The organism is Companilactobacillus sp. HBUAS56275 (genome assembly GCF_036913655.1).
Lineage (GTDB): Bacteria > Bacillota > Bacilli > Lactobacillales > Lactobacillaceae > Companilactobacillus > Companilactobacillus pullicola.
Genome location: NZ_JAYKKK010000003.1, coordinates 167,500 through 189,239, shown reverse-complemented (window position 1 = coordinate 189,239; position 21,740 = coordinate 167,500). Strand labels below are relative to the sequence as shown.

Here is a 21,740-nt window from a genome sequence, read left to right as displayed (position 1 = left end):
CAGATTGTTTTGTGTGTTGATAAAATATGGATCAAAAACAATTAGAACAAGAAGTAAATAAACGTAGAACCTTTGCTATCATCTCTCACCCGGATGCTGGTAAGACAACTATTACTGAACAAATGCTTTATTTTGGTGGGGTTATCCGTTCAGCAGGTACTGTTAAAGCTAAGAAGTCTGGTCAATTTGCAACTAGTGACTGGATGGAAATTGAAAAGAAACGTGGAATCTCTGTTACCAGTTCCGTAATGCAATTTCATTATCACGATAAGGATATTAATATTCTGGATACACCAGGACATGAGGATTTCTCTGAAGATACTTATCGTACTTTGATGGCTGTTGATGCTGCTGTCATGGTAATTGACTCTGCCAAAGGTATCGAACCTCAAACTAAGAAATTGTTTAAGGTTGTTAAAAAACGTGGTATTCCTATCTTCACATTTATGAACAAGTTGGACCGTGATGGTCGTGATCCACTTGATCTGATTGCTGAACTAGAAGATCTTTTGAATATTGAAGGGGTCGCTATGAACTGGCCTATCGGTATGGGTAAGGAACTCAAGGGACTTTACGATATGCGTAACAGCCGTTTGGAACTCTACAGAAAAGACGGCGATGATCGTTTCTTGCCATTGAATGAAGAAGGTAAATTGGCTGAGCATAACCCAATTGAAGAAGAGGGCGTGTATGAACAAGCTCTTGGTGAAGTTGATTTGATCAAGGAAGCCGGTAATACATTCGATCTTGATAAGATTCTTGCCGGTGATCAAACTCCTGTCTTCTTTGGTTCAGCGTTGACTAATTTCGGTGTTGAAACATTTTTGAACACATTCTTAGATCTAGCTCCAGCTCCAAGTGTTCACAAAGAAAATGACAGTGATGAAGTCGTTAAACCAGATGACCCAGAGTTTTCTGGCTTTGTCTTCAAGATCCAAGCTAATATGAATCCTAATCACCGTGATAGAATTGCTTTCGTGAGAATTTGTTCTGGCGAATTCGTTCGTGGAATGGATGTTAAATTACAAAGAACTGGCAAAGTTATGCGTTTGAACAATGCTACTGAATTCATGTCAGATCAAAGAGAAACAGTTAAGACTGCCGTTGCTGGTGATATCGTTGGTTTGTACGATACCGGTAATTTCCAAATTGGCGATACAATTTACACTGGTAAGAAAGCAATTCAATTTGAAGATTTACCACAATTTACACCAGAAATGTTCATGGAAGTTCAAGCTAAGAACGTTATGAAACAGAAGTCATTCCATAAAGGGATGCAACAACTAGTTCAAGAAGGTGCTGTTCAGTTGTATAAGAAATATACGACTAACGATTATATCTTAGGTGCCGTTGGTCAACTTCAATTTGAAGTTTTCCAATTTAGAATGAAGAACGAGTATAATAGTGACGTAGTAATGAAGCCAATTGGTTCTAGAATTGCTAGATGGGTCGATCCAGAACAATTAGATCCATCAATGTCATCAACTAGAAATATGTTAGTGAGAGACATGGATGATCAACCACTATTCCTCTTTGAAAATAAGTTTGCTGAAAATTGGTTTGCTAATAAGTATCCAAATGTTAAGTTAACTTCAAAATTATAAGAAATCGCTGAATGGCGGTTTTTTTTATTGTAAAATTTTTATGGTAGTGTAAAAAATCACATATAAAGGAGGCCGGTGACAAAGCCTGGATAGCGTACAAACAGGGGATTACTCTCGTTATTTTTTTAAAAATTAATTTGGCTACCAATGAGTTTATTCAATTGAACATTTCATTTTTATGGAATTTGTTATCCAATTTCTTTTGGAAAAGATGTAATTGGTTTATTTGGCATAAAGAAGTCTTAAATTTCTTAAGATTTTCTTAATGTCAAGTGACAAAAAATTACAATTTATTTTCGAATGTTTAATTCTTGTTACAAAATCCGGGTTTTATTGAAACTAATTTTTGTAAATAGTAGTCTATAACTAGATTATTTATTAAGGGGAAACATTCTATGTCTAAAAAAAATCTAATTACAAGTGCCTTGGTACTTGGAACATTGGCTGCAACCGCTACACCTTCTGTAGTTTCAGCTGCTACAACCGATGCGGATTCTACAGCATCTGACACAAATACAGAACAAGTAAATAACAAATCACAAGATAATAAAGAAAACGTCATTGCTGGCGCTGACGTAAAAAAAGCTGATACAACTGTTGCTAACTCATCAATTGTGCAAGCTGCTAGTGAATCACCATATGCAGCAGCACGAGCAACTGCAATTGTACAAGCTGCTTCAGGTTTATCATCTTCACAACAACAAGCTTTCTTAAATGAAGCTGTTCCAATGGCTCAAAAAGCTGCTGCAAAGTATAACCTTTATACATCAGTAATGTTGGCACAAGCTATTCTAGAAAGTGGTTGGGGAGCTTCAACATTAGCTACTCAAGGTCATAACTTGTTTGGTATTAAGGGTGACTATAACGGCGCTTATGTAACAATGCCTACATCTGAATACAGTGTTTCAAAGGGTTGGTATACAATCTATGCTAACTTCAGAAAATATCCTAGTTACTATGAATCATTCTTAGACAATGGTGACAAACTTCGTAATGGTGTTTCATGGAACTCAAGTTATTACAAGGGTACATGGAAAGAAAATACAAGTTCATACAAAGATGCTACTGCATGGCTACAAGGTAGATATGCAACAGCTCCTAACTATGCATCTTCATTGAATAACATCATTGCAACTTACAACTTGACTAAGTATGATGGTTCTGCTGAAACAAACAGTGGTTCACAAAGTGATCAAAAGGGTGTTATTACTGTTAAGAATAGTGCCAGTCCTTATGTAAGATTACTTGCTTTACAAAGTGATGGTACATTCTCACTAATTACTAATCGTGCTTTGGGTAACAACACACCATGGCAAACAGATCAAACTAAAGTTCTTAATGGTCACACATATTATCGTGTTGCTACTAACGAATGGGTACAAGACACATACGTTGTTAAATAGATTTTTATTTTATAATTTCGGACATCCTTTTATGAGGGTGTCTTTTTTATTGGATGGATGGTGGGTGATGGATGTGCTTAAGGTGCCGTCCTCCACAACAAGAAAATTTGGCCGGAACGCCATGGGCACGACTTTAAGCTAATAATTTTGCACTTGGTGCAAAATCATGGATCTTAGAGTTCGGCCTTTACCTAGGCAATAAATTGCCAAGGTAAATTTCATGGCTGGGCCAATTTTCTTGTTGCTCCGGACTAAATCCAGCTTTGTTTTTTAGTTTGAGAAAAATGTTTGATTCATTATCTTTCCATTTGAAAATGGTTGTAATATCGTCAATGTCCATTTATTTCAGACCAATAAATATTTTTCCATCTTTCAAAATTATCAGTGATAAAGAGAAGCATCCATACTCATCAATATAATATTGGTTATGTCGACATTCCTTTTTGATTCAAAAGTAATTTTTAAACAGAAAAGATACTGGATTAAATACTTTTCAAGTCATACAACAGAAGAACTCTTTAGTCCGGAGCAAAAACTGGGAATGCGTTCAGCTATGAAATTATTGTTATCGGCTTTGCCGATTACAATAAGGCCGACTTTTGAAATCCATTATTTTGCACGAAGTGTAAAATAATTAGTTCAAAATCGCGCCCATAGCGTTCCAACAGCATTCCCAGTTTTTGTGGAGGACGGCAATTTTACACTATCCCAGCTTTCTTTGTGGAAAAGTTGTTTATATGATATGGTATATTATATTGATAATTATTTCACAAAAAGGAGGCTATTTTTATGCAAATTGGTATACCTAGAGAACTAAAGAATCGAGAGGAACGTGTGGGTGCTGATCCCAATGGAGTTTCTGAATTAGTTAATTCCGGTCACACGGTTATTGTTGAAGAGGACGCGGGACTGGGCTCGGGTTACACCAATCAGCAGTATATTAATGCAGGGGCACAAATTGGTGCAGTTGGAGACGTTTGGAATTCAGAAATGATCATTAAAGTTAAGGAACCGATTGAATCTGAATATCAATACTTTAAACCGGATCAAATAATTTATACGTATTTACATTTAGCCGCAAATGAGAGATTAACAGCTGAATTATTAAAGAAAAATGTTACTGGAGTTGCCTACGAGACTATGGTTGGACCCAAAGGTGATTTGCCATTACTATTTCCAATGAGTGAAATTGCTGGTCGAATGGCAGTACAAGTGGGAGCTCACTTTTTGGAAGAACCACATCAGGGTAAGGGATTACTTTTAAGTGGTGTTCCGGGTGTTAGAAAGGGTAAGGTCACTATTATCGGTGGTGGTACGGTAGGTATGAACGCCGCACAGATTGCTATCGGTATGGGCGCTGACGTTACGATTTTAGATATTAATGCCAATCGTTTAGCTGAGTTAGAAAGAATTTTTAATGGTAAGATTCATACCTTGATGTCGAACCAACAGAATATTGCTAAAAGTGTTAAGGAAGCTGATTTAGTGGTGGGAGCGGTACTTATTCCTGGTGCGGTCACTCCTAAATTGGTTACTGAGGACATGATAAAATCGATGGAACCGGGATCGGTTGTTGTTGATATTCCGATTGATCAGGGTGGATTGTTTGAAACTAGTATTAAAGCAACGACCCATGATGATCCGGTATATCTATCTTATGGCGTGGTTCACTACACGGTTGCTAATATTCCCGGTGCAGTACCACGAACAGCTACTGAAGCGTTATCCAGTCAAACGATGCCGTACGCAGTCAAGATTGCTAATGAAGGAATCGTAAACGCCTGTGCTAACAAGACAATTGCTACAGGAGTTAATACTTATCATGGTTCATTAACTGAAGCAGCGGTTGCCGACAGTTTGAAAATGCCATTTGCTGATTTAAGAGAAATATTATTAAAACCAGAGTTTAGTTAGTCAAAATTTAATCACTTCATGATTGTGGGAGGTTGTCCCAACAATTGTGAAGTGATTTTTTTTGCCAAAATTGATATTATTTATTGTGCCAAAAGGCCGATTTTATTATGATATTTAGATGAGTTTAATTAAGAGAGTGATTTGATGAAAACAAAATTAACTTGGAGAAATTTATTCTTCATTGGTTCAATGTTATTTGGACTGTTCTTTGGAGCTGGAAATCTGATTTTTCCAGTTTTTCTAGGCCAGCAAGCCGGGAGCAATGTTGGCTGGGCTATTATTGGCCTTTTGATCACAGGAGTGGGGTTACCGCTTTTAGGTGTTGCTAGTATGGGGATTACAGCCAGTAACAGTGTCTTTGATTTAGCAGGTAAAGTTAATCGGCCGTTTGCTTATATTTTTACAATTTTACTTTATATAACTATGGGACCGTTATTTGCGATTCCACGGTTGGCGACGATTTCATTTCAATTAGGAATTGCACCATTTGTTGATAAGGATCATCAGAGTTTAGTGTTGTTGATCTTTTCAGCAATATTCTTTGGAGTAACTTGGCTGTTGGCACGAAAACCTAGTAAGTTGATGACTTATGTCGGTAAGTGGTTAACACCAATTTTTCTAGTGTTATTAGGGATCTTGATCGTAACAGCGTTCGTAAAACCGATGGGAAATTTACATGCGATTCCTCAAAATGAGTACGCAGTAAGTCCAGTTCTGACAGGATTCACTGAAGGATACAATACGATGGATGCTTTGGCTTCGTTAGCTTTTGGAGTTGTGGTAATTGATACGATCAAGTCGCTTGGAATTACACATCCTGGACAAATTGCTAAAGATACAATCAAATCAGGTTTGATCAGTGTTGTGATCATGGGTGTAATCTATGGATTCTTAGCTTTGATTGGAACGATGAGTGTAGCTAAATTGCCATTGGCTTCTAATGGAGGCGTAACTCTGGCACAAGTCTTCAATTATTACTTCGGTTCTTTTGGTAGTTTGTTGTTGGCCTTAATTGCCATTATTGCATGTTTGAAAACCTCAATTGGATTGACAACTGCTTTTGGCGAAACTGCTGAAGAGATGTTTCCTAAATTTAAATATCAGATTACTTTAATTGTTGTTGGTGTGATTTCATTTTTGATTGCCAACATCGGTTTAACAAGGTTGATCAATTATTCGACACCTGTTTTGATGTTCCTTTATCCTCTAGCCATCGTTTTGATTATTGTGGCAGTTTTAACACCATTGATTGGTGAATCGAGATGGATCTTTGGTATGACAACTTTATTTACAATTATCCCATCGTTATTTGCGGGGGTGGATGCTTTACCAGAAACTTTGAAAAACGTTAGTTTTATTCAAACTGTATTACATTGGAATAGTTATTTACCACTAGCTTCATTAGGATTGGGTTGGGTAATTCCAGCTCTAGTTGGATTAATAATTGGCTTTATAGTGAATAAATATCAGGAGAAAAATTAATGAAATATATCTTTGACGTTGATGGAACTTTGAGTTTTGATGGTGAAACAATTGCTCCAGTGATCAATTCCGCTATTGACGATTTGATTGCGGCAGGGAATGAAGTTATTTTTGCTTCGGCACGACCAATCAGAGATCTTTTACCAATGATTCCTACCTTTACGAATCAAAAATTAATTGGCGCTAATGGTGCCATGATTTCAATAGATCAAAAAGTTAGAGTAATTTCCAAAATAGACCTTGAGTACTATGATTTCTTAAAAGAGTTGATTAATGAATTTCAGTTAGATTATATAGTCGATGGTAGTTGGAATTATTCATCTAGAATTACTCAAGAAAGTTTTATTGAAAAAATGATTGATCCCAAAAATTTAGCTAAACAGGTTGCTCTGGAGGAAATTGTTGAACCGATTAAAACAATTTTTGTTAATTTGGATAACTCTTTGCAGGAAAAGTTAATGACCCTTATTAAGGAAAAGACGACTCTGAATCCTATTGGTTTGGCTGGTGAGGGAACAGTTGATATTACATCACAGAATATTAACAAAGCCTATACTTTGGACTATTTACAAGTTGATAAATTCATAGCCTTTGGTAATGATCGCAATGATTTGGAAATGTTAGGTGAAGCTCAACAGAGTGTTTGGATTAATAGTAAGCCGTCACTGTTGAATTTTGGTAAAAAAGCAGACGTTATTTGTGAAGCTAATAGTGAAAAAGTAGCACAACTTATTAAAAGTTTTATTTAATTTACATTGATAATCAATATAGACATATTGTTTATCGATATGCAAAATGCTAAAATACCATTAATAATTGATGGGAGATTTTAGCATGAAGATTAAAACGATATTTTTAAAATTAGTTACAGCTATTATCGATTTGTTTGTCTTATTTTTTGTTTTTACTTTAACAATGGGAATCGTTTCGTCTATTAAAGAGAGCTCAATTTTTGGATTACAAATTTTAACAGCTAGTTCTTTGTTCTTAGGTTGTTTAGTAATTTTTGGTATTAGTTATTATTTATTTAGAATCTTCCTTTTAATTGATCAGCGGGCTTTCTTCAGTAAAATCGCTTTACATGCAGTTAAGATGATTCGTTATTTATTTATCGCTGAATTTGTGATCTTGTTAGGTATTATGCCGTTTGTCTACTATACAGCTGATCATGGAGATGCACCGGGGCTAATTATTATTGTGGGTGCAGTTGTATTCTTACCTCTAGCCATAGCTACTTTTGTTTATACGATGGAACAGATTTTGGATAATTCTATTAAAATGAAGGATGAAAATGATTTGACGATATGATAAAAGTTAATTTGGATTTTATGTTGTTAAAGAAGAAAATGACGGTCGTAGAATTGGCAGAAAAGGTGGGAATCACTCAAGCTAATATTTCTATCCTGAAGAACAATCGTGCTAAAGCGATTCGTTTTTCAACATTAGAAAAAATTTGTCAGGTTTTGGAATGTCAGCCAGGCGATATTTTGGAATATACTGTAGATGATGAATAGACAAAAAAACCTCTGGATTGCTTAATTGAAAGTAATTCAGAGATTTTTTATTTGGTTATAGGTTCTTAATTAAATGTTTAAGAATTAAGAATAGAGCTAGGAATGATCCCACAATTGCCATGAATAGACCACTGTCATTACCAGTTTGAGGGAATCTTCTTTGACCAGTTGCTGAACTTGATCCTTTAGAAGCAACAGTACCAATAGTACCTATGCTTCCACTATTATTACCACTGTTATTGGTATTAATTGGTGGGATAACTTCGTCAGGACTTGGTGCAGGAGTTATAGCACTAGGATTTTCAGGTTTAGTTGATGGTGTAGAGGTTCCAGGTATTTCTGGTTTAACAGGAACTGTGGTACCAGGTATTTCAGGAACTTCGGGTTTAACAGGAGGTTCTGTAGTGCCGGGTTTTTCAGGTTCTTCAGGTTTAACAGGAGGTTCTGTAGTACCGGGTTTTTCAGGTTCTTCAGGTTTAACAGGAGGTTCTGTAGTACCGGGTTTTTCAGGTTCTTCGGGTTTAACGGGAGGTTCTGTAGTACCAGGGTTCTCAGGTTCTTCAGGTTTAACAGGAGGATTTGTAGTGCCGGGGTTCTCAGTACCAGGATTTTCAGGTTCTTCAGGATTTGTGGTGCCAGGATTCTCAGTACCAGGGTTTTCAGTACCGGGTTCGCCAGGATTTGTAACAGGAGGTGTTTCTTCTTCAACATCTCTAGCACCTAGTTCTGTTGTTGCATTAGCAGTAATACTAAATTCTATTGGTTCTTCATTTAATTCATAGCCTTCAGGGGCTTTAGTTTCAACAAAATAATATGTTCCGACAGGTAAGCCAGTAACATTGATTTGACCATTTTCGTTAGTTGTCAAATCGCTTTGGATAACGTTTTTGTTTGCGTCTAGTAAATTATATACAGCACCAGGCAAAAGCTTATTACTTACTGAATCAACTTTGGTCAATGTTACGTTACCAGTGAATGGTTCGTCAGTCTCAGAAAGATCGATATTCAATGAACCATCAGAGGCTGAAGGAACTGTAACAACGATTGGTGTTGTATTCAATTCATAACCTTCAGGAGCTTTTACTTCAGTGAGAGTATATGTGCCGAGTGGCAAATTTTTAATATTAATTACACCATTTTCGTCTGTTGTAGCATTAGAAATGATGACATTGCCATTGCTATCCTTTAATTCGTATTCAGCACCAGCTAAAAGTTTTCCAGAAATGGAATCAGTCTTTGTAAGTTTAATGGTTCCGACTTCTTCACCATTACCGGTACCACTACCACCCCAAGATGTGCTGGAGTCGACGGAATAATTACCTTCGCTTGAACCCATTGTAGCGTGGTTAGTCCAAGTGTTAGTGCCATCAGGATTAGGTGTAACTTTGACTCTGTAATAAATATCAACAGCTGTTGTAACATTTCCAGGGAAGCTAATTTCAACAACATTTCCGTTAACAGTGACATTAGGTGTCAATTGTTGACCATTGCTTACGAAACCACCATTTTGGTAAGAACCACCGATAGCGGTTAGAGAGCCAGGGATATATTCTTCGTTAGGTCCAAGAGTATCTCGGATAACAACGTTGCTTAGATTGTGTTCATTAGGATTAAAGGCAATATTCCAAGTTAGTTCGTTAGGAACATTGTTTTGATCATAACCAGCAACCCAGCCAACTTTATTGAACATCCAATTCATACCTTCATTTTCATTACCAGTATTAGTACCTTTACCAATAAGGGTCAATGTACCTTTACGGTTGATTGAAGTATTAGATAAAGCATCATTGAAAGTGATTGTACCAGTAGTTTCACCATTTTTGATGGTACCAGTACCAATTTGAACGCTATTGGAATCGTAGATAGGGAATGATAAATCACCGGAAGCTACTATTCCGTTAGGGAGTTCAAAATCAGATGTATCGCCGGCATTGATTTGGACACCGTCGGGAATACTCCAATTATAGTTAACGTTGAAGTTCAACCAAGTATACAAATTATCGTTAGGTCCAACAGGATTACCATTGATATCAGTAACAACCGCATCTTCACCGTTTAATCCAGTAAGGCCTTCAATAAAACGGGGCGTAATGACTGGATCAGTGGAAGCTTTGGTCGTTGTTGAACTAACAGAAGGATCTGTAGTTTTCAAAGTTGAGGATGAATCAGCTTGTGAGGTTGTTGCAGCTCTTACAGTTTGCCCACTAGGCACAAAGATCAGCAAAAATGTTAAAACCAATCCGACTAAAGTTATATAAAGCAGCGATTTTTTCATTTTATACATCTCCATTGAAAGAGTATGTTAGATTTTCAGTCTGCACAAACTCATTAAACTATTGTAAAAAAGCAATAAGCCAGTATCCTTTCGCTTTTATTAGGCTTATTGTTTGAACGGTTAAAGCTATGTTCTTTTTTACGCCTAGAGTATAAATCGGTGCTTTATAATAGTAAAAAAATTAGACCACTTATTAGTGATTGTTTACATAATGGAATTATTGAAGTAGACCGATTCTTGAAACACAAGAAAAAAGTCTTCAAATCTTTAGACATATTATCTATGGATTTGAAGACTTTTTGCTATCTGTTTTAAACAATTGAGTGTTCAGCGGCTTCTTTAGTGTAGTCAATTTCTGAAATATGAGTTTTCCTTCTGATAAAGAAAAGAATGCTGAGAAGTGAAAATAGTAAGGTGATTGCCAAAAGGGTCAACATATCGGATGCAGCCGAATCACCAATCATTAGTGTCTGTCTTAAACCGTCGACACTGTAGGACATTGGTAGCCAAGGGTGAATCGTCTCAAAGAATTTATTTGATAACTCAATTGGATAGGTTCCGGCCGAGCCACCTAATTGGAAAACTAGAAGAATCATACTTAAAAATGATCCAACTTTTCCCAGTACTAGGTTGAGCCAATAAACAATCGACATGAAAGTCAGCCCCGTTAAAATGAGCATAACTAAAGTTGAGAAAGGACGAACTGGGGCTAATCCGTCGATGGCACTTAACAATAGAAAGACGGCAATAGCTTCTAAGAATACGAAAGCACCAGTGATTGTTGATTTGCTGGCCCACCAACTGACACCAGTACGTGGGAATTTTCTTGGAGTATAGATATCAAACATTAAGTTAAAGGCCAAAGCACCAACAAATAGTGAAACGGAAAGCATGTAAGGAGCCATTCCTGTACCATTATTTGGTGCGGTATCTCTTTCCTTATGTTTGGTAGTCGTCGGTTTAGCTAGTTGATCATAGGTTAGGTCAGTCGCTTTGATATTGGATTTTTTAGCACCAGCGACTAATTCCTTATTTAAGGTGTTATTACCATTAGTTACTTGTTGGATTCCGCTACCCATTTGTTCGGAGCCAGAAACTAGTTCTTGGGAGCCACTGTTTATCTGTTGTGCTCCAGAAGCTAGTTGAGTAGCACCGCTTGTTAAAGTTGTTCCGTTAGTAACTAATTGACTGATTCCAGAGTTAAGGGAATCAGTACCAGTTGCCAATTGACTAACGCCAGATGTCAAAGCTGGCATTTGATTATTTAGTGAGTTAATACCGTTACTCAAATTATTGGCACCAGTAGTTAAAGAGGAATTATTATTGACTAATTGAGTGACACCAGAATTCAATTGAGCAGTACCCTGAGTTAACTGAGTTGTATTGGCATTTAATTCATTAAGACCATTACTCAATTGACTCATACCAGATGATGCATTTTGCAGTTGTGTTGTTAACTGTTGAGAACCAGATGCTAGTTGTTCAATAACAGTTGTCAAATCATTATTACTATTTGAAAGACTATCTAATTGTGATATTGCACTTTCTTGGGTGGTCATAAGATTGGTTAAATCTTTAGACAGAGTATCAGTGATTTGACTCAAACTATTATCATTTGAAGTAGTGACAGCACTAAGGATAGCAGCCTTTTGAGCAGCAGTTAATCCTTGCTGATCAGCGACTTGAGAAACACTTTGGGTCATTTGATTATTTGAGTCAGCTTGAGATTCGATAGCCTTTTGTAAAGAACTCAAATCATTTTTGATAGTGTTGGCTTGTTGACTATTGTTGTCAGCAAGTTGTGCTTTGAGATTTTTAATGGAACTTTGAACCTGTGTGGTATTACTTAATCCATCGCTGACCTTTTGAAGATTGTCGGTTAATTCTTGACTAGATTGATGTAATTGACTTAATCCAGAGTTCAAAGTTTGCGAACTATTAGCCAAAGTATTAGTTCCGTTATTTAGGGCTTGTGATCCTGAATACAGACTATTGCTAGCAGTATTTAAACTGGTTACGCCATTTGTGTAATTTTGTAGGCCGGAAGTCAAGGTGTTACTGCCATTTGCTAGTTGATTAACTCCAGTAGATAAAGTTTGAGATTTGTCATTCAGTTGGTGGATGCCGTTTGAAAGTGTTTGTGAACCCGATGCAACTTGATTAACGCCTGAAATATATTGGCTTAAACCTTGATTTAAAGTGTTAGCACCGTTACTGAAAGTTAAAGTGCTGGCAGATAAAGTGTTGAGTCCAGTCGTTAATTGTGAGTTAGCACTCTCTAGTTTTTGACCACCGGTGGTTAATTTTTGACTGCCAGTGGCGGCTTTATTCATACCTTTTGAGACTTGCTTGAGAGCTTGGAACATAGTTTTTGAATAGGTCCTGGTTACTTGCTCAGAAACACCTTGAGCAGCTTGTTGGGCAGCCGAAGCAGTCATCTTAGAAGCTGTGAAGTTATGGCCGGCACTGGTTTCATAATGCAGGATCATCTTTTTAGGATTCGTATTCAATAATGTGGTAGCGTTTTGCGAAAAGTTCTTAGGGATAGTAATTACCATATAGTATTTGCCATCACTCAAACCTTTTTGCGCTTGTTGCTGAGAATTGAGGATGTGAAAGTCCATATCCTTTGAATTCTTTAGCTTTTTTGTAAGATCTTTTCCAACTTTTAAATCTGTTCCTTGATAATTCACCGACTTATCGTTGTTAACGACAGCAACTGGTAAATTTTTCAATTGTCCATAGGGGTCCCACATGGATTTAAGAAAGGTTACAGAATAGATGGATGGAATAAAGATCATAACTGCAAATACAATCACCATTAGCTTATGTTTTAACAGGTATTTCCATTCCTCTTTGATCATTTGTATTACTCCTTTAGAAAATATGTTATAGTTGGCGTGAATTAATACTCAACTGTGGCTTAAATGATAAACATATTGATATTTCATTTCCACAACATAAATACACAATGTGTGTATTATCTTAAAAGAGGCGAAAATAAATGGCTAAAATTGACCGAAGAGTACAGAAAACTAATCAAGCATTACAGTCGGCTTTTAGACAACTTGCAAGTGGCAGTAGCTATCGTGACATTACTGTCAAGAAATTGACTGAAACAGCGGGAATAAATCGTAAGACATTTTATCTACACTATGATTCAATCGATGATTTTTCCAATACTGTCGTTGATGAAATTGCCGATAAGTTATTAACATTGATTACAGGTCAACCATTAAAGGATAGTCTGGCCAAACCAGGCTATATTTTTGATCGGGTATTCAACTTTTTCCAACAATCACGAGAGTTTTATACTTTTATGATGACCTCAATGGACTACAGCTTTTTATCTCGGAAAGTGGAAGCTAAGGTAGTTGAAGGTTTTGCTCAAGCAATTCAAGATCAATATGGAACATCACAATTAGATTCATATATCTGCGCCAGTTTTTTTATTCGTAATACGATGATGATGTTTCGCTTATATAGTAGCGGTTTAGTTCAATTAGATAAGAGTGAGTTCAGGAATCGTTTGATTCGCTTAAATACTAGTGGCTTGAGCTCGTTCATTGATTTAAATCGCCAATCGGAAAAATAAAGTTGATGAGACTAAATACAAATATCTAAAAAAGCGCTATCATTATATTAGTTATTATATTTGACTAAAAACATTCTTATGAATTTTTGAATAAAATAACGGAGGGAGTGTGAATTTAATGGAATTAGAGCAAAAATTAAACCAAAAGCAAACTCAAGGTTTGTCTCTAACACAGGGAATGAGACAATCAATTTTAGTATTGCAATCAGATGCAATTGATTTAGCTGAATACTTAAATGAACAAAGTTTGGAAAACCCACTATTTGATGTACATGTTGATTTAGATATGCCATTTATTGAAAATAATAATCAAGCTTCATATCAAATTAAAGATGATCAACAATCACTATTTGAATATCTTTTGGATCAAGTTCAATTGACGATGCGAAAGACACCTTTACGTGATTTAGTCGTTTACTTAATTGAGCAATTAGATCCAAATGGCTATTTAACTATGTCAGATAAGGAAATATTGGCAGAATTAAAAGATGTCACGCCAATTATGTTATTAGATGCTAAGACACTTTTACATCAATTGGACCCACCGGGGATCGGTGCTAGAAATTTGCAGGAATGTCTGTATTTGCAAGCTGAGGCGGATAATGCTGACCCTGTAATAATGTCAATGTTGAGCGATAATTTTGAAATGTTAGCTAAACATGAATGGAAACAATTGAAACGTAAACTGAAATTATCAAATGAAGAGTTACAAAAAAATGTTGATTTCATTCAGTCATTAACAGCCAATCCAGGTCAAAGATATACCTCACAGAATGAACAATACGTTGTCCCTGAATTAAGAATCAAAAAAAATAAAGACAAATTAACTTTGTCAGTGACTAAATATGGGCAACCTCAGATTGTTTTTGCTGAAGAGACTTATGATCGTTTGTCGCAATCTACTGATGAAGATGTTAAAAAGTATATTTATGAGAAATATAATCAATATAAGTCGTTAAATTATAATTTGCAGCGTCGAATTGAAACAATTTCCATTATTGGTAAGTGTATTGTGAAAGCACAATATAAGTTCTTTATGCAGGAAACCAATGCATTGGAACCACTATTGATCAGGGATGTTGCTCAAAAACTTCAATTGAGTGAATCAACTGTAAGTAGAACTATTAACGGTAAATACATTCAAACTGATTTTGGTATTTTTGAATTGAAGAGATTCTTCTCACGTAGAAGTAAGGTAAACGTAGGCGAAGATGATAAGTCAGTTGATCAAGTTAAGGCTAAGATCAAGAATATTATTGATAATGAAGATAAAAAGAAGCCTTTGAGCGATCAGAAGATTTCTAATTTATTAGTCGAGGATAATTTGAAGATTGCTCGTAGAACTGTGGCTAAGTATCGTGAAGAGTTAGGATATCCAGCTACTGGCCGTCGAAGAAAGTAAGGACGTGTGTTTAAGTTTTTGCTCCGGACTAAATCCTACTTTGATTGTTTAATTCACTGCATTTCATTTCGAAAAATGTGGTTCATAGTGATTGTCTTAGGGATTTTTAGTCCTACGTGAGCAAATAAGAATTTTAAATTAAAAAAATAGCCTCTATTAGATATTCAAGATATATACCTGAGTATCTAATAGGGGCTATTCTTGTTTATTACTCAAAACCAAATTTAGGTGGCTACTGTTTGTTGTTTTGGCACAAAACTTTAGTTAAAGTATTACTAGAGGGAAAATAATGAATATTGGACAACTGATTAATCAAATTATTTTGATGTTCTGTTTAATGCTCGTGGGGGTTTTAATTAACAAATTAAAATTTATGCATGCACAGACGTCAAATGATTTAACAAATGTTTTACTGTATATTGTTTCACCATGTTTAATTATCAATGCATTCGAGCAACCTTATTCTAATGATCGAATCAAACAATTTTTGCTGGCCGCTGCGGGTGTAATTATTTTATATCTAGTCGAAATTGTGATTGCCAAACTCGTTTTTGGTCACTTGAAGAATCGTAATCTAAGTAGAATCGCTCAATACGGTAGTATTTATTCTAATGCCGGGTTTATGGGAATCCCGTTGATCAGTTCGCTGTTCGGCTCAAAAGGTGTTTTCTTTGCGGTTGTATCTCTAGCAGCTTTTAACATTTTTAGTTGGACGCAAGGGGTATCGTTATTTAAAAATAATGATAGTGGTACAACTGAGAGAACTAACTGGAAGCAAGTCTTGTTGAACCCTAACATTATCGCGATTGTAGTTGGAGCTTTGTTCTTTGTCTTTTCAATAAAGATTCCAAGTATTCCTAATCAAATTATTAAGGATATCGGTTCTGTAAATACGCCACTATCGATGATTGTAATTGGTAATAGTTTGGCTAATATCAAATTCACCAGAGAAATGTTGAATAAAGAAATTGGATTGACGATTCTATTTCGTAATTTACTATTTCCCATTTTGGGTATTGTGATTTTACGTTTAGTTGGAGTTACCGGAATTGCATTCTACACAACAATTGTTATGGCCGCCTGTCCGGTAGCGGGATTGGTAGTATTATTCACTTTACAAGTTCACGATGATACAGCACCAGCCATCTCAGCAATGAGTTTGTCGACCATTTTGTCGTTAGTTACGATACCATTGATTTTTGCCTTAGGTAATATTTTGTAGAGTAAAAAAAGATGAAATTTTGGTTCTTACTCAAACTTGGTTGTAACGTTAATACTAACTGATGTAGTTGAAATATTCCGTCGTCCGCAAAAAATCTGTGGGCCGCTGGAACGTGGTGGACACGGCTTGAAGCTAATAATTTTCCACTTCGTGAAAAATCATGGATCTCCAAGTCCGGTCTTCTACTAACCTTGCTACGCAAGCTAAGTAGAATTTCACCACTTAGGGCCCACAGATTTTTTACTACCGACTAGACATTCGTTTCTAATATTATCGAAAAAAATACAGCAATTAGATATCATCTAATCTTACATGGTTAAAATAGAAATTTTTAAATCCTAAACCAAAAACAGACCCATTAAGTATTTCAAGACATGCAAATATGCTTGAATCTCTTAATAGAGTCTGTTTTTTAGTATTTAAATTTTACAATGATTAATAAACAAAACTAGATTCAGCCATGGCGTTCTAGTCAAATTTTCTTGTTGTGAAGGACGGCAGGTTTACGCCACAACCAAGTTTGAGTAAGAACCGGAATTTTCCTAAGGAAAGTTCCATCTTTTTTGTTTAAAAATTATCGATTAAGGGCAGTAGCGTAATAATAGGAGATTACTTCAGCAAAACTATAGAGAATTGTTCGATTGTCGACACGATAAAGGGTATTGTCATTGTTTTGAATATTGGTAGAAGGCAAAACAATTTTGTTTGGAGTTAATTTTAATAAAGGAGATTCTTGGTTCATAGTTATCAAATAAGTTTTGACATTTTTCTTTTTGGCGGCCATCATTATTTTCTTATAAGTGTCGACCGAGCCAGTAACTGAAAAGATAATCAATAAATAGCTAGAGTCCATGGATGATTCTAGATAATCAATTTTTATTTTATCCTGAACGGCCTCAATGAACTTATCTTCAGAGTACATAGAATAAACTAATTGTTCCGCTGACAATGCTGTATTACCGATTCCCAAAGCTTTGATAGTAGAATAATCTTTAATATCATTTACCAATTGAAAAAGGATTTTATCCATATTGATATCTTTAAGAGTTTGGAAGGTTGAAATATAAGCGTTCATAATTTTCCAAAGGTTCGTTTTGTCAGATGAAGTATCGGTCTTGGATGAATTAGTGATATCTTCGACAGCTAGACGAAATTCAGTATAACCGCGATAACCAACCTTTTTAACAAATCTTTGAATAGAAGCCGCAGATACATTATAAGTTTTAGCGGCCTCTTGAATTGATTTATTGATAATACCTTTAGGATTAGCAAGAACAGCCTGATAAACGTCTTTTTCACTTTTAGTTAATGAAGTGTAGTATATTCCGATTCTCTCTTCTAAATTCATGTCATTCTCTTCTATTCTTTTTTCTTTAATTTTAACACGATAAAAAATCCTAGTATGAGTAAGCACATCTTATACTAGGATTTCTTTTATTATTTTTCGGTTGCTGTTTCATCTGAATTATCTTTTATCAATTGACGATCGTAGGCAATCATAAATGGAGCAATTATGGCAAAGTCAATGGCAAAAATTACTAGCCAAACAATTCCGGCACGCCAATCAAGTGTAGAAATAATGGCGTAAAGTGGAGCAGGTAATGTCCAAGGAACACTCATAGCTGTTTTACTCATTAAGCCCAAAGTGGTTGCATAATAAGCAATTGGCATATCGATTAGTAAACAGATAAAACTAGGAATAAATGTGAAGAGGTTCATAACTGTAGGAATACCGAAAACTTGTGGTTCGTTGATGTTGAACAAAGTGGCAGGCCAAGCAACATGTGATAATGATTTTAGCTGAGGTGATTTGGCAAAGACTAGCATGCTAACCATGATGGCAAAGTAAACAATTGCTTCTCCAAAGATAAATGTAAAATTACCAACATAGATATTTGTTAATGGTTTGTGTGCAGCATATTCTTGTAAGTTTTGAACTAATCCGGCTGTCCAGATAGGTGTTGTAACGGCACTGATCATATTGTCACCATGAATACCGAAGAACCAGAAAATTAAAGCTATCTCGACAAGAATAGTCATGGAAATTAGTGAAGCTCCGGCTTTCATCAATGGTTGGAAAATCACGAAAATGGCATCTGCTAAACCTGTATGTAGTGTGGCCATCATTATATTATTAAGTCCTAAGAAGATAATTAGATTGATCAATAAAGGTAATAAAACTTGGAATGGGGCAGCAACTGCCGGTGGAACACTTTTAGGCATTTTAATAGTTATATTGTGCTTTATCAGTACTCTGTTAATTTCGATAACGAGTAGGCCAATGATAATAGCAGCAAACATGGTATTAGAACCTAATTGTGTTGTGTCAATCATCAATTTTCCTTTAAAGGTCGTTGGTGGAGCAGCGACTGCAAAGAAGGTCATTAAAGCAACTAAAGAATTAGGAAATGCGGTCATATTGTAGTGTTGAGCTAAACGATATGAGACACCAAGAACAACATAAATAGAAATAATACCGATAGATAGATTATATGGTGTGGCTAGTAAATCATAATTTGCTTTAGCCCAATGCATCCACATCAAAAGAAAATCATTGAACCAATTTGTTGGTTTAACTAGTTGAGAATTTACAGGTGGGTTAGCGATCATTAAAGCAAGACCACCTATAACAGTGAATGGAACTAGGTTAGTTAAACCGTCACGCAATGCTGCCAAATGTCTTTGATTAGAAATTTTATTGGCAACAGGAACGATTTTGTCGTTCATTACTTTTTGAAAATTGTCAAAAAAAGCATTAGACGTTTTCATTATTTTTCCTCCTAAACAAACATGTAAGCCTTTACGATTTCAAGTATATACCGTTTGATATAAAAATCAATAATTAAATTATTTTAGATAAATATATCAAAAGAAGACATAAAAGTGCTATTCTATGGATAGTGATATTAGGAGGCCGTGTTATGTATATTGGTTATGATATGGATAAAATAACACCGAATGTTGGAGTTCAGATGGAAGGATATACTCCACGTTATTCCGATTCAGTTCATGATGATCTATTTGAATCGGTTCTTTATGTAGAAAATAAATTTAAATTATTACTTATTTCTTTAGACATTGTGGCTTTGCCAGGGTTTAGAGTAGACAGAATAAAAAGATTGATTACTGAAAAATATGATATTGATAGTTCTCAAGTAATTATTGCCGCGATACATACCCATTCAGGTCCAACAGTAACAGATTTATTAATAGATAATCCTAAAATTGATACTAACTATTGGCAATTGATTATGGATAAAGTTGTAGTGTCAGTGGGGAAAGCAATAGCAAAAAAAAGAGAAGCTTCTGCTACTATGTCAATTTCAAAAGTAAATCATTTAGCTTATGGCAATCGAAATATTAAAGACGCTCCATTCAATGATGAAATAATTGAATTAAAGTTTTGGAGAAATGGAAAAATAATTAATTCCTTACTATCAATTGCAACGCATCCGACGGTTATGAATGTTAATAATAAATCATTAACTTCAGATTTGATCGGGCAGATACGTCAAAATTATCAAAAAGAAACAGGTATAGTACCGATAATTTTCTTAGCTGATTGTGGGGATACTAGCACCAGATTTACGAGAAAGGAAAGTACTTTTGAAGAAGTTAGAAGGATTGCCAATCTAATTACGAGTTCATTAAATAACGATAAGTTTGTGGATGAAAAGTTGACAGATATTAGTATTAAGAGTGTTAAATATAGCTGCAATTACGATCCAATCACGTCTCCTGAAGCCAACAAATTATGGCTTAAGATAAAAAGTGATTTTGAAATAGATAAAAATAAAAAGGGAATTCTAGATACGTACAAGCATATAAGATATTATGGACATACGCATTTCACTACGAGTGCATATATATATGAATTCCCCGAGCTAAGAATTGTCACTTATCCAGGGGAGTTAGTACATGATTTAGGGCAGAGGATTCGCAATGTTGATTCTAAAAAGACAATTTTAATAACGTTAGCAAATGACTATCGAGGATATTCGGTGGACAAACAGGAATTCGGCAAGTATTTTGAAAGTTATAACAGTGTCTTTTTAAAAGGGATGGCTGATGAATTTGTTGATAAAATATGTCAAAAAATAAAAAATGATAAGTAGATAGTAAAAAGTTCATATTAACCTTATTGGTCGATATGAACTTTTTTGATTTGAGGAAGACGGGAAGTTTAAGCGTATCTCTAAAAGAAATTTCCTCTATCTTTTTACAGCAAAATAGGATCTTGATCGATATTTTCTTGCAAATTAGTTAAGAAAGAATCAACCAAATCTTGTTCAGCCTGATTCAGTGTTCTATCCGCTTGATAAGCAATGAAATAATCGAGTGAAATGATGCTCTGTGGCAAAGGATAAATATTGTATTCAGAGCTATTGGGAGCGATATAGACACTCTCAGGTAAAAGCGTTATTCCCAAACCACTAGTAGCGAGATTAGCAGTGGTAAAAACGTTGTTACTCTCTAACACAATGTTTGCCGTCACTTTATATTTTTGAAGTAAATAGTCGACTTGGCGCCTGATTGCAGAGCCATGTGTAGTCAGAACTAATTTTTCTTTTAAAAGATTTTTGATGGAAATCGAATTTGATTCCAATGATTTTTTGCCCTTTTGAAAGAAACGAGAAGTCTTAGGAATAATAGCAAAGTAGCCATGAGTTCCCCGATTGTAAACGTTGAGACGTGGTGAAATAGTTTCTGGATTTTGCCCTAGGAGAAAATCAATTTCACCGTTCAAGAGTTTTTTCTCATTGGCCTCCGGTATATCTTCATGTAATTCAATTTTAACTTCAGGATGGGTCGACAGATATTTTTCCATGAAAATTGGCAACAAGTAAGTACCCAAACTCGACAGTACACCCAAGTGAATAACCGTTTTATTGGGAGAAGAGTACTTGAGAATTTGTTTTTGAAAATTGCTTTTTTCTGTTTCCAAAGAGTTCAAATACTGATAGTAAATCCGTCCAGCATCAGTTAATTGTAATGGAGAAGATTTACGATTAATGATTTCAATTCCCAATTCTTTTTCGGCACTTTGAATGGTCTGTGTCAAATAAGGTTGTGAGATGTAGAGGTCCTTTGCGGCCTTCGTATAATTACCATGTTTTAACAAAGTATCTAAAAAACGAAGCATATTTAGAGAATCAGTTTTCGGCATCGACTGTCATTCCTAACTTATAGCTAAATACTTATAGCTTAATAATTAAATAAATATTTCACAAATTCATGAACCTACCATAGACTAATCTCATAGGAAAAAGATATTTACCCTGAAGTTAGTGGGTAGCTTTTACTATTAAATAGTAACATTTTGACTACT

16 protein-coding genes are annotated in these 21,740 nt (G+C 35.3%); 11 read left to right on the top strand and 5 right to left on the bottom strand.

Annotation, left to right across the window (positions count from 1 at the left end; genetic code table 11):
• The first annotated feature begins 26 nt into the window (after positions 1–26).
• The 7 genes from U8526_RS07380 (at position 27) to U8526_RS07350 (ending at position 7,917) form a co-directional block, all read left to right on the top strand.
• Positions 27–1,604, top strand: coding sequence for a peptide chain release factor 3 (locus U8526_RS07380; RefSeq protein ID WP_334341314.1), 1,578 nt, complete (start codon positions 27–29; stop codon positions 1,602–1,604).
• A gap of 395 nt (positions 1,605–1,999) precedes the next feature.
• The gene (locus tag U8526_RS07375) at positions 2,000–3,007 is read left to right on the top strand and encodes a glycoside hydrolase family 73 protein (protein WP_334341313.1); all 1,008 of its coding nucleotides are present in this window, start codon (positions 2,000–2,002) and stop codon (positions 3,005–3,007) included.
• Positions 3,008–3,796: 789 nt separating this feature from the next.
• Positions 3,797–4,921 (top strand): alanine dehydrogenase, encoded by a 1,125-nt coding sequence (gene ald, locus U8526_RS07370; protein ID WP_334341312.1) that lies wholly within the window; start codon positions 3,797–3,799, stop codon positions 4,919–4,921.
• Positions 4,922–5,065: 144 nt separating this feature from the next.
• The gene (gene brnQ, locus U8526_RS07365; protein ID WP_334341311.1) at positions 5,066–6,403 is read left to right on the top strand and encodes a branched-chain amino acid transport system II carrier protein; all 1,338 of its coding nucleotides are present in this window, start codon (positions 5,066–5,068) and stop codon (positions 6,401–6,403) included.
• On the top strand, positions 6,403–7,152 hold the full coding sequence (locus U8526_RS07360; RefSeq protein ID WP_334341310.1) for an HAD-IIB family hydrolase: 750 nt from the start codon (positions 6,403–6,405) through the stop codon (positions 7,150–7,152). The genes brnQ and U8526_RS07360 overlap by 1 nt, the downstream gene beginning before the upstream one ends.
• A gap of 85 nt (positions 7,153–7,237) precedes the next feature.
• Positions 7,238–7,711: a DUF2975 domain-containing protein gene (locus U8526_RS07355; RefSeq protein ID WP_334341309.1), complete on the top strand. Its 474-nt coding sequence runs from the start codon at positions 7,238–7,240 to the stop codon at positions 7,709–7,711.
• Positions 7,708–7,917, top strand: a complete 210-nt coding sequence (locus tag U8526_RS07350) for a helix-turn-helix domain-containing protein (RefSeq protein ID WP_334341308.1) — start codon at positions 7,708–7,710, stop codon at positions 7,915–7,917. Before U8526_RS07355 ends, U8526_RS07350 begins: the two co-directional genes overlap by 4 nt.
• Positions 7,918–7,972: 55 nt before the next feature.
• Here U8526_RS07350 and U8526_RS07345 read toward each other — a convergent pair whose 3' ends face one another.
• On the bottom strand, positions 7,973–10,192 hold the full coding sequence (locus U8526_RS07345) for a SpaA isopeptide-forming pilin-related protein (protein ID WP_334341307.1): 2,220 nt from the start codon (positions 10,190–10,192) through the stop codon (positions 7,973–7,975).
• A 311-nt stretch (positions 10,193–10,503) separates the two neighbouring features.
• On the bottom strand, positions 10,504–13,056 hold the full coding sequence (locus U8526_RS07340) for a YhgE/Pip domain-containing protein (protein ID WP_334341306.1): 2,553 nt from the start codon (positions 13,054–13,056) through the stop codon (positions 10,504–10,506).
• A 140-nt stretch (positions 13,057–13,196) separates the two neighbouring features.
• On the opposite strand from U8526_RS07340, the gene U8526_RS07335 reads away from it, so the two are divergent.
• The 3 genes from U8526_RS07335 (at position 13,197) to U8526_RS07325 (ending at position 16,411) form a co-directional block, all read left to right on the top strand.
• A complete protein-coding gene (locus U8526_RS07335; RefSeq protein ID WP_334341305.1) occupies positions 13,197–13,787 on the top strand; it encodes a TetR/AcrR family transcriptional regulator in 591 nt (196 codons plus the stop codon).
• Between the two features lie 118 nt (positions 13,788–13,905).
• Entirely contained in the window at positions 13,906–15,189 is a 1,284-nt protein-coding gene (gene rpoN, locus U8526_RS07330) for an RNA polymerase factor sigma-54 (protein WP_334341304.1), read from the top strand.
• Positions 15,190–15,478: 289 nt separating this feature from the next.
• The gene (locus U8526_RS07325; protein WP_334341303.1) at positions 15,479–16,411 is read left to right on the top strand and encodes an AEC family transporter; all 933 of its coding nucleotides are present in this window, start codon (positions 15,479–15,481) and stop codon (positions 16,409–16,411) included.
• Positions 16,412–16,985: 574 nt separating this feature from the next.
• On the opposite strand, the gene U8526_RS07320 is transcribed toward U8526_RS07325, so the two are convergent.
• Both U8526_RS07320 and U8526_RS07315 read right to left on the bottom strand, forming a co-directional pair.
• Entirely contained in the window at positions 16,986–17,759 is a 774-nt protein-coding gene (locus U8526_RS07320; protein ID WP_334341302.1) for a MurR/RpiR family transcriptional regulator, read from the bottom strand.
• Between the two features lie 89 nt (positions 17,760–17,848).
• Positions 17,849–19,180, bottom strand: coding sequence for a PTS sugar transporter subunit IIC (locus U8526_RS07315; RefSeq protein WP_334341301.1), 1,332 nt, complete (start codon positions 19,178–19,180; stop codon positions 17,849–17,851).
• 152 nt (positions 19,181–19,332) lie between these two features.
• On the opposite strand from U8526_RS07315, the gene U8526_RS07310 reads away from it, so the two are divergent.
• Positions 19,333–20,526, top strand: a complete 1,194-nt coding sequence (locus U8526_RS07310; protein WP_334341300.1) for a hypothetical protein — start codon at positions 19,333–19,335, stop codon at positions 20,524–20,526.
• A gap of 104 nt (positions 20,527–20,630) precedes the next feature.
• Here U8526_RS07310 and U8526_RS07305 read toward each other — a convergent pair whose 3' ends face one another.
• Positions 20,631–21,578: a LysR family transcriptional regulator gene (locus tag U8526_RS07305; RefSeq protein WP_334341299.1), complete on the bottom strand. Its 948-nt coding sequence runs from the start codon at positions 21,576–21,578 to the stop codon at positions 20,631–20,633.
• Positions 21,579–21,740: the final 162 nt, after the last annotated feature.

Bases quoted from the DNA above. Each gene is read 5' to 3' on its own strand.
- U8526_RS07355 (WP_334341309.1), top strand. From the start codon at position 7,238: ATGAAGATTAAAACGATATTTTTAAAATTAGTTACAGCTATTATCGAT.
- U8526_RS07305 (WP_334341299.1), bottom strand. From the start codon at position 21,578: ATGCCGAAAACTGATTCTCTAAATATGCTTCGTTTTTTAGATACTTTG.
- brnQ (WP_334341311.1), top strand. From the start codon at position 5,066: ATGAAAACAAAATTAACTTGGAGAAATTTATTCTTCATTGGTTCAATG.
- U8526_RS07325 (WP_334341303.1), top strand. From the start codon at position 15,479: ATGAATATTGGACAACTGATTAATCAAATTATTTTGATGTTCTGTTTA.
- U8526_RS07310 (WP_334341300.1), top strand. From the start codon at position 19,333: ATGTATATTGGTTATGATATGGATAAAATAACACCGAATGTTGGAGTT.
- U8526_RS07380 (WP_334341314.1), top strand. From the start codon at position 27: ATGGATCAAAAACAATTAGAACAAGAAGTAAATAAACGTAGAACCTTT.
- U8526_RS07320 (WP_334341302.1), bottom strand. From the start codon at position 17,759: ATGAATTTAGAAGAGAGAATCGGAATATACTACACTTCATTAACTAAA.
- U8526_RS07345 (WP_334341307.1), bottom strand. From the start codon at position 10,192: ATGAAAAAATCGCTGCTTTATATAACTTTAGTCGGATTGGTTTTAACA.
- U8526_RS07375 (WP_334341313.1), top strand. From the start codon at position 2,000: ATGTCTAAAAAAAATCTAATTACAAGTGCCTTGGTACTTGGAACATTG.
- U8526_RS07340 (WP_334341306.1), bottom strand. From the start codon at position 13,056: ATGATCAAAGAGGAATGGAAATACCTGTTAAAACATAAGCTAATGGTG.
- U8526_RS07350 (WP_334341308.1), top strand. From the start codon at position 7,708: ATGATAAAAGTTAATTTGGATTTTATGTTGTTAAAGAAGAAAATGACG.
- ald (WP_334341312.1), top strand. From the start codon at position 3,797: ATGCAAATTGGTATACCTAGAGAACTAAAGAATCGAGAGGAACGTGTG.
- rpoN (WP_334341304.1), top strand. From the start codon at position 13,906: ATGGAATTAGAGCAAAAATTAAACCAAAAGCAAACTCAAGGTTTGTCT.
- U8526_RS07335 (WP_334341305.1), top strand. From the start codon at position 13,197: ATGGCTAAAATTGACCGAAGAGTACAGAAAACTAATCAAGCATTACAG.
- U8526_RS07315 (WP_334341301.1), bottom strand. From the start codon at position 19,180: ATGAAAACGTCTAATGCTTTTTTTGACAATTTTCAAAAAGTAATGAAC.
- U8526_RS07360 (WP_334341310.1), top strand. From the start codon at position 6,403: ATGAAATATATCTTTGACGTTGATGGAACTTTGAGTTTTGATGGTGAA.